Annotated in this window: 16 protein-coding genes; 14 read left to right on the plus strand and 2 right to left on the minus strand. The window is 44.6% G+C overall.

The annotated features are described in order from the left end of the window. Nucleotides 1–87: 87 nt before the first annotated feature. The 7 genes from hisC (at nt 88) to FHW89_RS27435 (ending at nt 6,293) form a co-directional block, all read left to right on the plus strand. Nucleotides 88–1,134, plus strand: a complete 1,047-nt coding sequence (hisC, locus tag FHW89_RS27405) for a histidinol-phosphate transaminase (RefSeq protein ID WP_172338237.1) — start codon at nt 88–90, stop codon at nt 1,132–1,134. After that, entirely contained in the window at nt 1,131–2,267 is a 1,137-nt protein-coding gene (hisB, locus tag FHW89_RS27410; protein ID WP_172338238.1) for a bifunctional histidinol-phosphatase/imidazoleglycerol-phosphate dehydratase HisB, read from the plus strand. The genes hisC and hisB overlap by 4 nt, the downstream gene beginning before the upstream one ends. An 84-nt stretch (nt 2,268–2,351) precedes the next feature. After that, nucleotides 2,352–2,942 (plus strand): imidazole glycerol phosphate synthase subunit HisH, encoded by a 591-nt coding sequence (gene hisH, locus FHW89_RS27415; RefSeq protein WP_172338239.1) that lies wholly within the window; start codon nt 2,352–2,354, stop codon nt 2,940–2,942. Between the two features lie 5 nt (nt 2,943–2,947). Next, nucleotides 2,948–3,697 carry a HisA/HisF-related TIM barrel protein gene (locus tag FHW89_RS27420; RefSeq protein WP_172338240.1) on the plus strand — a complete coding sequence of 250 codons (750 nt, stop codon included), beginning with the start codon at nt 2,948–2,950 and terminating at the stop codon, nt 3,695–3,697. Nucleotides 3,698–3,849: 152 nt separating this feature from the next. Next, the gene (gene hisF, locus FHW89_RS27425) at nt 3,850–4,605 is read left to right on the plus strand and encodes an imidazole glycerol phosphate synthase subunit HisF (protein ID WP_172338241.1); all 756 of its coding nucleotides are present in this window, start codon (nt 3,850–3,852) and stop codon (nt 4,603–4,605) included. 114 nt (nt 4,606–4,719) lie between these two features. After that, nucleotides 4,720–5,307 carry a bifunctional phosphoribosyl-AMP cyclohydrolase/phosphoribosyl-ATP diphosphatase HisIE gene (gene hisIE, locus FHW89_RS27430; protein WP_166087754.1) on the plus strand — a complete coding sequence of 196 codons (588 nt, stop codon included), beginning with the start codon at nt 4,720–4,722 and terminating at the stop codon, nt 5,305–5,307. Between the two features lie 80 nt (nt 5,308–5,387). Continuing rightward, on the plus strand, nt 5,388–6,293 hold the full coding sequence (locus FHW89_RS27435; RefSeq protein WP_172338242.1) for a WD40 repeat domain-containing protein: 906 nt from the start codon (nt 5,388–5,390) through the stop codon (nt 6,291–6,293). 164 nt (nt 6,294–6,457) lie between these two features. Here FHW89_RS27435 and FHW89_RS27440 read toward each other — a convergent pair whose 3' ends face one another. Next, a complete protein-coding gene (locus FHW89_RS27440; protein ID WP_172338243.1) occupies nt 6,458–7,219 on the minus strand; it encodes a C40 family peptidase in 762 nt (253 codons plus the stop codon). A gap of 69 nt (nt 7,220–7,288) precedes the next feature. Here FHW89_RS27440 and FHW89_RS27445 point away from each other — a divergent pair, with 69 nt between their 5' ends. Continuing rightward, a complete protein-coding gene (locus tag FHW89_RS27445) occupies nt 7,289–8,236 on the plus strand; it encodes a bifunctional helix-turn-helix transcriptional regulator/GNAT family N-acetyltransferase (RefSeq protein ID WP_172338244.1) in 948 nt (315 codons plus the stop codon). A gap of 306 nt (nt 8,237–8,542) precedes the next feature. Here the strand turns inward: FHW89_RS27445 and FHW89_RS27450 are convergent, their stop codons facing one another. After that, on the minus strand, nt 8,543–8,896 hold the full coding sequence (locus tag FHW89_RS27450; protein WP_076378133.1) for a 4Fe-4S dicluster domain-containing protein: 354 nt from the start codon (nt 8,894–8,896) through the stop codon (nt 8,543–8,545). Nucleotides 8,897–8,997: 101 nt separating this feature from the next. Between FHW89_RS27450 and FHW89_RS27455 the strand changes: the two genes are divergently transcribed. From FHW89_RS27455 to FHW89_RS27480, 6 genes are all read left to right on the plus strand, one after another. Further along, nucleotides 8,998–10,023 carry an acyl-CoA reductase gene (locus FHW89_RS27455; RefSeq protein ID WP_172338245.1) on the plus strand — a complete coding sequence of 342 codons (1,026 nt, stop codon included), beginning with the start codon at nt 8,998–9,000 and terminating at the stop codon, nt 10,021–10,023. 108 nt (nt 10,024–10,131) lie between these two features. After that, entirely contained in the window at nt 10,132–10,335 is a 204-nt protein-coding gene (locus tag FHW89_RS27460; protein ID WP_076378137.1) for a fructose-6-phosphate aldolase, read from the plus strand. A gap of 6 nt (nt 10,336–10,341) precedes the next feature. Further along, nucleotides 10,342–11,022: a cell division ATP-binding protein FtsE gene (locus FHW89_RS27465; RefSeq protein WP_172338246.1), complete on the plus strand. Its 681-nt coding sequence runs from the start codon at nt 10,342–10,344 to the stop codon at nt 11,020–11,022. Nucleotides 11,023–11,243: 221 nt separating this feature from the next. Continuing rightward, nucleotides 11,244–11,843, plus strand: coding sequence for a nucleotide exchange factor GrpE (locus tag FHW89_RS27470; protein WP_253952337.1), 600 nt, complete (start codon nt 11,244–11,246; stop codon nt 11,841–11,843). A 148-nt stretch (nt 11,844–11,991) separates the two neighbouring features. Further along, the gene (gene dnaJ, locus FHW89_RS27475; protein WP_172338247.1) at nt 11,992–13,155 is read left to right on the plus strand and encodes a molecular chaperone DnaJ; all 1,164 of its coding nucleotides are present in this window, start codon (nt 11,992–11,994) and stop codon (nt 13,153–13,155) included. A gap of 110 nt (nt 13,156–13,265) precedes the next feature. After that, entirely contained in the window at nt 13,266–14,417 is a 1,152-nt protein-coding gene (locus tag FHW89_RS27480) for an exo-alpha-sialidase (protein ID WP_172338248.1), read from the plus strand. The last annotated feature ends 12 nt before the right edge of the window (nt 14,418–14,429 follow it).

Genomic DNA, 14,429 nt, shown 5'->3' on the forward strand with positions numbered 1-14,429 from the left:
AAATTTGTCATCCTGAGGAACGAAGGATCTGTTCGATGATTAGATTCTTCGCTACGCTCAGAATGACAGGAAAAATTTGAAAGAATAATGTACAATATCAACAATATACTCCGCGAAAACATCAAAAACCTAACCCCCTACTCTTCCGCGCGTGATGAGTATCAGGGCGAGGCCAGTGTTTTCCTGGATGCTAATGAAAACGCGTTCGGGTCGCCGTTGAACCAGCAGTTTAACCGCTACCCCGATCCATTACAGTATCAGTTAAAACGGCGTATCACCGAAATTAAAGGTGTACCACCCCGCAATATTTTTATAGGCAACGGCAGCGACGAAGCCATCGACATCCTTTTCCGCAGTTTCTGCAATCCGGGTATTGATAATGTGATCATCGTGCCGCCTACTTATGGTATGTACCAGGTATCGGCCAATATCAATGATGTGGAAGCCCGCAAGGTGCTGCTTACCGAAGATTACCAGCTTAACCTGGAAGGTATTGCCGAAGCTATTGACGAGCGTACCAAACTGATCTTCATTTGCTCGCCCAACAACCCTACAGGTAACTCCATTAACCGGGCAGATGTGGAAACCCTGCTGGCCAACTTTAACGGCCTGGTGATTGTGGATGAGGCTTATATCAATTTCAGTCGCCAAAAAACATTTATACAGGAACTTACTGAATACGCCAACCTGGTGGTTTTACAAACCCTGTCAAAAGCCTGGGGACTGGCCGGTTTACGTGTAGGTATGGCGTTTGCCAGCGAGGAGATCATTGAGGTGATGAACAAGGTGAAACCGCCATACAATGTGAACGAAGCATCACAACAATTGGCTCTGGAAGCACTCGCCAATATCGACCAGATCAACAGCTGGATCAAGGAAACATTGACACAGCGCGACAGATTGGTGCTTGAACTCAAGAATTTTGATTTTGTGCTGGATATTTACCCATCGGATGCTAACTTTATCCTTGTGAAAACAACCGATGCCAACCGTATTTACGACTATCTTGTCGGCAAAGGCATCATTATACGCAACCGTTCCAAAGTGGAGCTTTGCGAAGGCTGTCTGCGCATTACCGTTGGCACGCCCGATGAAAATACTACCCTACTCCAAACCCTACAAAACTTTAAATGAAACGGAAAATATTATTTGTTGACCGCGACGGCACGCTGATCAAAGAACCTGCCGATGAGCAGATAGATTCTTTTGAAAAGCTGGAATTTTACCCCGGCGCGTTAACTTATCTGCCCAAAATTGCCAAAGAGCTTGATTTTGAATTGGTAATGGTAACCAACCAGGATGGTTTGGGTACAGCATCGTACCCGGAAGACACTTTTTGGCCGGTGCATAATTTCATATTAAAAACATTTGAGGCCGAGGGTGTAAAGTTTGATAACGTCGTGATCGACCGCACCTTCCCGGCCGAGAAAGCGCCGACACGAAAACCAGGCACTGCCCTGCTTACCCAATATTTTGATACCGAAAAGTATGATCTGCCAGGTTCATTTACCATCGGCGATCGTAAAAATGATGTGTTGCTGGCCCGTAACCTGGAAGCCAAAGCCATCTGGCTTAACAATAATTCGGGATTAGGAGGCGCTGAATTTACCGAGGCCGATCATATCGGCGAGACCATTGTGCTGGAAACTACCGATTGGCAACAGATCTACGAATTCCTGAAACTGGGTCAGCGCGTGGTTGAGCATCGCCGTGCCACTAAAGAAACAGATATCTACATCAAAATAAACCTGGATGGTACCGGCGAGGCCAAAGTATCAACCGGCCTGCATTTTTTTGATCATATGTTAGATCAGATTGCACGCCACGGCAGCATCGACCTGGAAGTAATTGCCAAAGGCGATCTGCATATCGACGAGCATCACACCATTGAAGATACCGGCATAGCCTTAGGCGAGGTTTTTGCGGAAGCTTTAGGTAACAAAAAAGGCATTGAACGATACGGTTTTTGCCTGCCGATGGATGACTGTTTGGCACAAGCGGCCATTGATTTTGGCGGCCGTAACTGGATAGTTTGGGAAGCGGAATTTAACCGCGAAAAAGTGGGCGATGTACCAACAGAAATGTTTTATCATTTTTTCAAGTCGTTCTCAGACGCGGCCAAATGCAACCTCAACATCAAAGCCGAAGGGCAAAATGAGCATCATAAAATTGAGGCCATATTTAAAGTATTTGCCAAGGCAATAAAAATGGCCGTAAAACGTGATGTAGATAAGATGGTTTTACCAAGTACTAAAGGGGTACTATAAGAGAGGCAAGATTCTTAGAATCAAGAGACAAGATGTTTTTCTGTCCTGATTCTTGAATCTTATATCTTGACTCTAACTAAAAAAATGACAGGCATCATTCTATACGGAGCGGGCAATATATTTTCCCTTACAGCGGCTTTGGAGCGGCTGGGCATCCCCTATGGCTTTATCAACAGCCAGGCGGATTTTGATAAGTTCGACCGTTATATCATTCCGGGGGTAGGCCACGCCGGCGCGGCTATGGATAAGCTGGAAAAAACGGGCCTTGTGCCCGTTATAAAGGCGCTTAAAAAGCCAACGTTGGGTATTTGCGTGGGTATGCAGCTGCTTACTTCCTACTCCGAAGAAGGCGACTCCAACTTATTAAATATCTTCCCGATCAAAACTTTGCGGTTTCAGGATAGTGCCGAATATAAGGTACCACACACGGGCTGGAACCAGGTGTATCCCGAAAAAGACAATCCATTATTTAAAAATATACCGTCGGGTTCACATTTTTACTTTGTACATTCATACTTTATTGAGTATGATAAGGCATACACATTACTATCTGCCAATTACAGTATCGAATTTTCGGCATCAATTTGGCATGATAATTTTTACGGCGTACAGTTTCACCCCGAAAAATCAGGCGTGTACGGCGAAACATTATTAACTAACTTCTCTAAACTATAAAAAACATGTACATTATCCCTGCTATCGACATATTGAACAAAAAGGTAGTGCGTTTGCGTGAAGGCGACTATGGCCAGGTGACTGAATACGATGTTACGTTGGAAGAAATGATTGAGCGCTACCAAAGCAACGGTACCAATTTCATCCACATCATTGACCTCAACGGCGCCAAAAACGATTTCAGCAACCAGCAATACCTGTTTGATGTGATCCGTAAAACCGACATGAAGGTGCAATACGGCGGCGGTATCCGCAGCATTGATAAAGTGAAAGAGCTGATAGATGCCGGCGTTCACCGCGTTATTGTAGGTACTCAAGCCTTAACCAATCCAAGCTTTTTACCCGAGCTGGGTTCCGAGATCTGCGGTAAAGAAAAATGCTCAGACCAGGTAGTTATCGCTATCGACGTATTGGACGAAGTAATTAAATACTCCGGCTGGATGGAAAGCTCGCCCATAAAACTGATGGATTACGTTGATAAATGCCTTGCCCTCGGTTTCTTCCGCTTTTTATGTACCGACATCAATAAGGATGGCAAACTGGGCGGTGCAGGTATCGAGCTGTATGAAAAACTGCTTGATCATTCGCCTTTTATCAAGCTGATCGCTTCGGGCGGTGTAAGTTCCATGAAGGATATCGAGCAACTGAGTCGCCTAAAAGTTGAATCATGCGTGGTAGGCAAAGCCATCTACGAAGGGCATATCACCATCGAAGATGTTAAGCACTGGAACCTGGACGCGTTAATCTCCATTTAAATAAAAACGTCATTGCGAGGAACGAAGCACTTAAAAGGTTTGTCATTCTGAGCGGAGCGAAGAATCTATCGCCGATTAGATCCTTCGTTCCTCAGGATGACAAAAAGAATTAAAATTGCTTCGTTCCTCGCAATGACGCTCTAATAAAATTCATGCTTAGTAAAAGAATCATCCCCTGTCTTGATGTAAAAGACGGTCGCACGGTAAAAGGAGTAAACTTTGTCGATCTGCGCGATGCCGGCGACCCCGTTGAACTGGCCTGGAACTATTCGCGCCAGGGTGCCGACGAGTTGGTTTTCCTGGATATTACCGCTACGGTGGAGCGCCGTAAAACCATGGTGGAGCTGGTGAAAGCAGTGGCTCGGCAAATCAATATACCCTTTACCATAGGTGGTGGCATCAACGAAATTGCTGATGCCGACGCGCTTTTAAATGCTGGTGCCGATAAAATATCCATCAACTCGGCCGCGGTGCGCAACCCCGCTTTAATTGACGAACTGGCCAAAGCATTCGGCGTACAGTTTGTGGTGATAGCTGTGGATACGCGCCGCATAGACGATAAAAACATAGTGCATTTGAATGGCGGTCGCCTGCCAACAGAACGCCAAACGCTGGAATGGATAAAAGAGGCCGAAAGCCGCGGCGCTGGTGAAATATTGCTCACCTCTATGGATCATGACGGCACCAAAAATGGTTTCGACAATGGGCTGCTCAAAACCGTGAACGATGCGGTGCACATACCGGTAATAGCATCGGGCGGTGCAGGCGCGGTACAGCATTTTGTCGATGTTTTCGAAAAAACCAATGTCGACGCGGCACTGGCGGCATCCGTATTCCATTATGGAGAGATACTAATACCCGATTTGAAAGCCGTGTTAAAAAGTAATAATATTGAGGTAAGGATATGATGAAAGTGCCGGTGTGCCGCACAAAGAGCGAGAATAGAATTTTATGATATACAAATTGGCTCATTCACTCCGGCTCTTCGCACCTACACGCTAACACCTCACAACTGATAAAAAATGAATATAGATTTCAACAAAACCGACGGACTGGTTCCGGTGATCATACAGGATGAGCAAACGCTTGAAGTGCTCATGCTGGGCTATATGAACCAGGAAGCCTATGATAAAACCGTACAGGAAAACATAGTAACCTTCTTTTCCCGCTCCAAACAACGCTTGTGGACAAAAGGCGAAACCAGCAGCAACTTTCTGCATGTAAAAAACATCAGTATTGATTGCGATAGTGATACGCTGTTGATCAAAGTAAAAGCCGATGGCCCAACCTGCCATACCGGCTCGCGCAGCTGCTTTAAAACCGAATTTAATCAGAACTTTATTCTCGAACTGGAGAACATCATTGCCGATAGGTATGAAAACCCGGTTGAAGGTTCATACGTGAATAAACTGCGCAACAAGGGACTCAACAAAATAGCTCAGAAAGTAGGCGAAGAAGGTGTAGAAACTGTTATAGCCGCCCTTGCCGAAACCGAAACAGACCTGATCAATGAATCGTCCGACCTGGTGTTTCACTTGCTGGTTCTATTGCGCGAAAAAGGCCTCGACCTGAAAACAATAGCTAAGAATTTAGAATCAAGACATAAGTAGGTTTTACGTTGGACGTGATACGTTTTACGTTGTCTTCACATTAACATATAACGTCCAACGTAAAACGTAAAACCTAAAAAATGACCGCAGAAAAAATAGCAGAACTTACCGGGCACGGCAATCCCATTTTTACGCTGGAGCTTTCGCAAAAGCCAGGTATTTTGTTTACCGGCGGTAACGATAAAGGTCTGGTGGAGTGGAACCTGGAAAATTTCTCGTTCATCAAAGTGATGTTCCCGGTTAGGGCCTCTATTTATGCTATACACGGCCCTGCAGGCTATCCTATATTACTGACAGGTTTACGCAGCGGCGAGGTTTTGGTGTTTGATTTTATACAACAAAAGCTTCTGCCGTCGCTTGCCCATCATCTTAAGCCGATCTTCGATATCAAATCGGTGAGTACTAAGAACGAGCTCTTGATAGCCTCCGAAGACGGGACAGTTTCAATATGGAACCTAGCAAGTTTACAGATGGTGCACAGCATCAAAGTATCTGCCGATACGGTACGCTGCATAGCCATATCGCCCGATGAAAAACAGGTGGCTTTTGGATGCAGGGATAATTCTATTAAAATTTACGACCTGCATGATTATACCTTGCTTAAATCATTGCATGGCCATACCATGTCGGTTTTTACACTGGCTTATAGTCCGGATGGTACTTACCTGGCATCTGGAGGCCGCGACGCGCAGATCAAGATCTGGGACAGTGTAAATTATCAATCTATCAAAAACATTCCCGCGCATTTGTTTGCCATAAACCATATCCTGTTTCATCCCACAAAGCCATATTTTGCCACAGCAAGTATGGACAAAGGCATCAAGATCTGGGGAGCCGACGATTTTAAACTATACAAGATCATCAGCCGCGAAAAAGGACATCCGGGGCATGTACTCTCCATCAACAAACTGGCCTGGAACGGCGATCAGCTCCTGTCTGTAAGTGATGATAAGAGTGTGCTGGTATGGGATATTAAGTTTGATTGAGGATTCTTGAATTAACAAATTCCCTCCCCACGGGAGGGGTGCGTTGGAATTGTGTTGTAGCAGGGAGGGGTTTATACAAGCGATTCAAACACGTCATGTTTACTAAACCCCTACCTCCCCTTCCCCAAGGAAGGAATCGCACTATCCCCACTTTTCTTTGAGTATTACATAAACCGCTTAATACTATGTAGCTTATGCGTATGACGTTTCTGTTCCTGCGAGTAGATACCATCCTCGTCTATAGTATCAATTTTAACTTTTCCTGAAGCGTGGATGATGTGTTCGTTATTCAGCATAATACCTACGTGGGTTACTTTACCGGCTTCGTTATTAAAAAAGGCCAGATCGCCTAAACGAGCCTGTGCAATATTCTCAACCAGGGTTCCCTCCAGCACCTGCTGACTGGCATCGCGCTTGATCTTAATATTATTGAGGTTAAATACCACCTGGGTAAAGCCGGAGCAATCAATACCAAAATGTGTACGGCCACCCCACAAATAAGGCGCATTTAAAAACGATTTGGCCGTGGTGGCTATGTCTTCCCGCTCCCCTATTTCACCAATGATCTCAAAACGCTCGGTACCGATACGGCAGGTTGTGCCTTCCAAAAAAGCTAAAGAGCTGCCTGCAGGCAAATATACTACACTGTTATCGGCAACTTTCCAGGCTTGTGTTACCGCCCTGTAGGTAAGCGGTGGTTTTACATGTTTAAAGCTTTTGTAAGCGATATGACCGAGCATAGCAAATTGCAGGCGACCTATCCAACCTTCATAACCATCACTTTCGGTGATGATCTTTACCCAGCGTTCGCTCCATTCTATGATCTCAAATGCCTCGCCAAACAATACCTGCGACACTTGTTCGCTGCGGTCACTGGCCTCGGCTCGCAGCGGGATAACCGCCAGATTACAAATACCGTATTCCATTGATAATAGTGAAAAACAAATATAGAAATAAAAATAATTTATATATTTGTAAGTACTTACGTAATTACTATGAGTTTAATTGATGATCTGGAAGAATTGGCCGTTGGAGCAAGGCTCAAACGGTTATATGAATACTTTGCAAAGGATGTTGTTCAGATATATAAAGACGAGCAACTGAATTTCGAACCCAAATATTTTACCCTTTACTACCTGATCAGCAAACAGGGTGAAGCTGCGGTAACCGAAATTGCCGAAGAGCTGGGCTGTACCCATCCGGGCGTCATTCATCTGGCTAAGGAGTTGGAAGCATTGGGCTTTATTGAATCGGTTAAATCAGCAAGCGACAGTCGTAAACGCATGCTGCGCCTGTCGGAAAAAGGGAAAGACTCCCTGCCAAAATTTGAACGGGTATGGGCCAAGATCCTCACCCTCAACAAATCATTATTTAATAGTCAACAAAACAATTTATTAAGCGCTATTATGGAAACTGAAGCACAACTCAACGAAAAACCATACTACCAACGTTTTCAGGAAATGTTTAATCCACAGGGAAACAATCCGGTAAAAGTAACTACCTACGATCCTCAAAATGCCCGTTATTTCAAAAACCTGAATATAGAATGGATCAACACCTATTTTACCGTAGAAGAGCATGACCTAGAGCAATTAAATCATCCCGAAGAATACATCATTGCCCCTGGTGGCGAAATACTTTTCGCGCATATCGACGACGATGTTGTTGGCACCTGCGCGGTCATCAAAACAGGCGAGGCCGAATACGAACTGGCAAAAATGGCGGTAAGCCCAAAATACCAGGGCCGTAAAATTGGCAATGCCCTGATGGACGCGGCTATAGCTAAAACAAAAGAATTGGGTGGTACACGCCTCTGGCTGGGTTCAAACACCCTGCTTGCCCCAGCCATTAGCCTGTACAGAAAATACGGCTTTACGGAATTTAAAGTAGCTGATACCCCCTACGCCCGGGCCAATATCCACATGGAGAAGGATTTGCGATAGATATGAGACTTGAGAACCTCTTTCCCGCGATCAGTGCCCTCTCGAATCGCTAAACCCCATCGGGGTTAAAGCTTTGTAGAAAAAAAATCAGCTTCCGCGTCAGTGCCGTGGGTACTGCACTCAGGTTGCATACCTACGGCATGCTAAATTCTTTTTTCATTTTCTACAAAGCTTTTACTCCTACGGAGTATCCTTCTTCACGAGCCGTGTCCTCACGGCTCGCTAACAATTCATAAAGCACAAAAAAAGGGGATCAGTACTGATCCCCTTTTTTATATCTCATGTTTCAGATCTCACATCTGAATACTATTCATTGATGTGCAGCCAGTCTTTTTTAGCTAACAATTCTTCTTTGCTTTCGCGGATATCTTCATCATCTACACAACAATCTACAGGGCATACTGCAGCACATTGTGGTTCGTCATGAAAACCAACACACTCGGTACATTTATCGGGTACAATGTAATAAATATCATCAGAAAGGGCAGCTTGTGATTCTTCAGCATTTAATGTGTTACCATCGCCAAAATCAATAACCCCTTTTAACCCCGTACCATCGCTAAAGCGCCATGCCGCGCCAGCATCATAAATGGCATTATTTGGGCACTCCGGCTCGCAGGCTCCGCAGTTTATGCATTCGTCGGTGATTTTAATCGCCATATTTCTAAATATCTAATATTCTCAATTAACTTTGCCTGAAATTAACAAGCGTGCAAATATAACAAAAAAAGGGTTTCGGGGTTTACAACCTTACCATATATATGTCAAAAATTAATATAAAAACCGCAATAAATTCATTTTCAGTCTTAGGAAAGCAATTAGCCGAACCTAATGAGCAGTTAATGGCCATTGTTAACGACGAACAATACCACAACGCCTGGTTTACACCCGAAAGTGTTTTACGCGCCGTTACCGCCATTGGCCAAATGCTCAACGAGGCCGATTTAACAACCTGGCTGTCCAGATACGACCTTTCCAGGGACGCCCAACCCAAAAAAGTAGGACTAATCCTGGCCGGTAATATCCCGTTGGTAGGTTTTCACGATGTGCTTTGCGTACTGGCCACAGGCAACCACGCGCTCATCAAAACATCATCGCAGGATGCCTATCTCATCAAACATGTATTGCAACTCCTGGTTGATATCGACAGCAATTTTGCAGCACAGTTCAGCTTTATAGAGCGCCTTACCGACTTTGATGCCATTATAGCTACCGGCAGTAATAACAGCTCACGCTATTTTGACTATTATTTTGGCAAAGTGCCTAATATCATCCGCAAAAACCGTAACAGTATTGCCCTGCTTACCGGCAACGAAACAGCCCAAGATCTGTTTAACCTCGGTCATGATATTTTTGATTACTATGGCCTGGGCTGCCGTAACGTATCCAAACTGCTGGTGCCCGAAGGCTACAGTTTTAATTTCTTTTTTGAATCGATAGAAGAGTTTAAAACCATTATCCATCACCACAAATACAGCAACAATTACGATTACAACAAATCCATTTACCTGGTAAACAGTGATAAGCATTTTGACAATGGTTTTTTAATGGCCAAGGAAGATGAACGCATAGCATCGCCCCTGGCTGTGGTATATTATAGCCATTATACCGATCTGCAGGCGGCGCAGCAATTATTGGCTGATCAAAGCGAAAACCTGCAATGCATCGTCACCAAAGCACCTATTGAAATACAAAACCAGGTGGTAGGTTTTGGCCAGAGCCAGCAACCCGCATTATGGGATTATGCCGATGGGATTGATACAATGGATTTCTTGGCAAATCTTTAAAATAACAATACCTTTGGGGAAAAGCTTATAGTTGATAGTTCATAGATCATAGCTGATCTTTTTAGCTTTGAAAAACCATGAACCATGAACCATGAACCATGAACTAACATGTATATTATAAAAGTAAAAGGCGTTGCCAAAATACCCGATTATGTGCAGCTGCGCGATGATAAATTTACGCTGCTGGCCTATTTCAGGGTTGACAGGCCTGATAAATCGCTGGATAAGGTGGGACTGGCCGACAAGGCCGAATATATTATGAACATAATCAAAGACCTGCCTTTCGGGCAGATCTTAAAATTAGAGCTATAAAACAAGATGATCGGAAATTCTATTATTAAGCTAAACAATGTTGATATTTTTCAGCAATCGCACCTGGTACTGTCAAACGTTAACCTGCATATTGATAAAGGCGATTTTGTATGGCTCATTGGCCAAACCGGATCGGGCAAGAGCAGTTTGCTCAAAGTAATTTACGGCGATCTGATCCCCAAAGCCGGCACCGGTCATGCCTGTGGCTACGAACTGAGCAAACTGGCCAGTCGCGAAGTACCTTATCTGCGCCGTAAGCTGGGCATTGTTTTCCAGGATTTCCAATTGCTTACTGATCGTTCTATCGAACAAAACCTGTTATTTGTAATGCGCGCCACCGGCTGGACAGACAAAAAACTGATTGCTGACCGTACCCTGGATGTGCTGGAAAAAGTTGGCCTGCGTTCCAAACTCAAAAAAATGCCGCATGAGCTATCAGGTGGCGAACAGCAACGCGTGGTAATTGCCCGCGCCCTGTTAAATGATCCCGAAATTATCCTGGCCGATGAGCCAACCGGTAACCTTGACCCCGAAACATCCGAAGAAATTGTGCTACTATTAAAACAGATCAGCCAATCGGGCACCGCCGTATTGGTTGCTACCCACGATTATCACATCATCCGGGCTTTCCCATCACGCATTATCAAATGCGAAAACGGCAAAGTATTGGAAGACGCGGAGATATAAGCGCTGATTGTCTGAATCAGAATTTACAGAATTAAAGGATTTTCAGAATAAGCATTCATTCTGTTAATTTTAAAATTCTGTAAATTCTGATTCAGACAAAATCAACGGTCAACCTGTCACCCTTGCGTAAAACGTGTCACTCCTTCCTGATATTAAAATACACCACTGACAGCTTGTCGGCTTTATGCTAATGGCAGGATACTTGATTGGCACTATCAGCTATGAAATTTAACGATATGTTGAAGAAAAAGAAGAAAGAAAATACGGACACCCCAGAAAATATGAATACGGCAGAACAGGAAAATTTAAACGAGAACGGGCAAGAACAAGCTCCAACCGAAACTACTGAAGCAACAACAGCAGAAGTTTTGTCTGCCGAAGACAAATTGAAAGAAGAATTGGCCCAGGCAAATGACAAATACCTGCGCTTATATGCCGAATTTGATAACTTCAGAAGGCGTACCATCAAAGAGCGCGCGGAAGCCCGTGAAACAGAAGGTAAAGAATTGTTAGTGGCTTTATTGCCTGTACTTGACGATTTTGAGCGCGCGCAACGCTCCATGGAAAACGCGGTTGACGTTGCCCCGGTTAAAGAAGGCGTTACGCTGATACAGAACAAACTAAAAAATATACTGGGTCAAAAAGGACTGAAGGAAATGACATCAATTGGCGAGCCTTTTGATGCCGACCTGCATGAGGCCATTACCAATATACCAGCCCCTACCGACGACCAGAAGGGCAAAGTGATAGACGAAATGGAAAAAGGTTATTATCTGAAAGACAGAGTAATACGTTTCGCCAAAGTAATTGTAGGAGCATAATTAATTAGTGAATTATTGAATTAGTGAATTCTTTCACCTTCCGGTTCAATTGTTCGCGCGTTAATATTATTTAAATAAAAGGAATTGAATTATTGGTTATTCTAAATCAATCACTAATTCACTAACTCAATAATTCAACATTGAATATATGGCTAAGAGAGATTATTACGATATCCTGGGAGTCGCCAAAGGTGCCGATGCCGACGAGATAAAAAAGGCATATCGTAAAATGGCTATTAAATATCACCCGGATAAAAACCAGGGCGATAAAGAGGCGGAAGAAAAATTCAAGGAAGCTGCCGAAGCTTATGAAGTGCTGAGCAGTCCTGAAAAGCGCCAGCGTTATGATCAGTTCGGTCATGCGGCCAATGCATCCTCACCAAATGGTGGCGGCGGTTATGGCGGCAGCATGAATATGGACGACATATTTAGCCAGTTTGGTGATATTTTTGGCGGTGGCAGCCCGTTTGAAGGATTTTTTGGCGGCGGCCGTCAAAGTGGAGGGGGTGGCAGGCGCGTGGCACGCGGCAGCAACCTGCGTATCAAAGTACGTTTAACGCTTGAAGAAATAGCCAATGGCGCCGAAAAGAAGATCAAAGTAAACAAACAGATAGTTTGTAAAACCTGTGATGGTTCTGGTGCTAAAGATAAATCGTCCTTCCAAACCTGTAAAACATGCGGTGGCTCTGGCGCGGTGCGAAGGGTAACCAATACCATACTGGGTCAGATGCAAACTACCAGCACCTGCCCTACCTGTAACGGCGAAGGCTCAACCATACTGTCAAAATGTACGGTTTGTCATGGTGATGGCGTGGTTCGCGGCGAAGAACTGATCACTATCAATGTGCCTGCCGGTGTAAGCGAAGGCATGCAGCTGAGCATGAGTGGCAAAGGTAATGCTGCCCCACGCGGCGGTGTACCGGGCGACCTGATTATCCTGATCGAAGAAATTCCACACGAAACGCTGAAACGCGATGGTAACAATGTGATATATGACCTGCATGTAAACTTTGTGGATGCCGCTTTAGGTACCACAGTTGAAGTGCCCACCATTGATGGCAAAGCCAAGATCAAAATTGATGCAGGTACCCAGGGCGGTAAAATCCTGCGCCTAAAAGGCAAAGGCGTTCCGGAAGTGAACTCTTACCACCGAGGTGACCAGCTGGTGCACATTAACATTTGGACACCAAAAGCCTTGAGCCGCGAAGAGCGCGAGTTGCTGGAGAAATTACAGAACTCACCCAACTTTAAACCCAACCCGGGCAAAAACGAAAAAAGCTTTTTTGAACGGATGAAGGAATATTTTGAATAACCTTTAGAGGTGAAAAGATAAAGGCGAAAGCCAAAAGGTTTAAAAGCCCGGAGTTTATACTTCGGGCTTTTTTGTTTTGATAGCTTGGTGGTATTATTTATTATTGAGCCATGCGTAAATCGTTAAAACCTATTCTTGTCGGAGCCTTGTTATACTGCTGCTGCGACAACCTATTTGCTCAAACTCCTGCCATCCGCAATAACTATCAAACCGAGGCCGGTGTACCCCGCTTAAAAATTGAGCGGAGTATGATCTACTCGCCTGATAAGGAATGGCTGTATAACCACCACCCTTCGATTATTCATTTCAAGGATCGGTTTATAGCGATATGGAGCAATGGGCTCATTGATGAGGATTCGCCGGGCCAGCGGGTGGTTTATGCTACATCCACAGACTTTGCGCATTGGTCGAAACTTGAAGTACTGGCATCGCCCCCAAAATTTAAAGACACACTTAACGTGCTTACCGCTGCCGGTTTATATCAATACAAAGGCATCCTGGTGGCCTACTATGGCGAATACACCAAACACCGGCAAAATACCCGCCTATGGGCCAAAACCAGTACCGATGGCATCCATTGGAGCAGCCCGATAGATATGCATGTACCGCTAATCCCTAACCACGGCCCCGAGGCTACCAATGGCGGCAGGCTCATCATCAGCGGTAATTTTATGTTTCCATATACCGATGATCCAAAAGGCATTTCGGGTTGGAAACTGAGCAGCTTCTACCCAGATTCGTTATATACCCAGGATAACTCTTCCGCCTTTTATGCTCCTGCAGCCAAGTTGGGCCTTCCCCCGTTATGCGAGGGCTCTTTTTTCGAAACGGACAACCGTGTATTGCATATGCTGCTGCGTGTTACTGGCAAAGGCTGGAAAGGCCGCTTATGGCTTACGGAAAGCAAGTATAATGGCCAAAGCTGGTCGCGCCCAGTGGAAACCGCATTTTCTGATAACGACAGCAAATTTCACTTCGGCCGTTTGCCCGATAAGCGTTTTTATTATGTAGGTATCCCGGATACGCTGCATCACTATGATCGCAATCCGCTGGTGTTGTCGCTGTCTAAAAACGGTGAAGCTTTTGATAAAAATTATATTATTGCTGATGAATTATATCATTTAAAAAAAGAGGGCTTATGGAAAGGCGGTCAGTACGGCTATCCACATACCATTATTTACAAAGGTTATATGTATGTGATCATCTCCCGGCAAAAAGAGGCTATTGAAACATTGCGGTTTAGTTTAGATCAACTTAATTAATAGTGGCTGCAC

The organism is Mucilaginibacter sp. SG564, assembly GCF_013149275.1.
In the GTDB taxonomy this organism is placed as follows: Bacteria; Bacteroidota; Bacteroidia; order Sphingobacteriales; family Sphingobacteriaceae; genus Mucilaginibacter.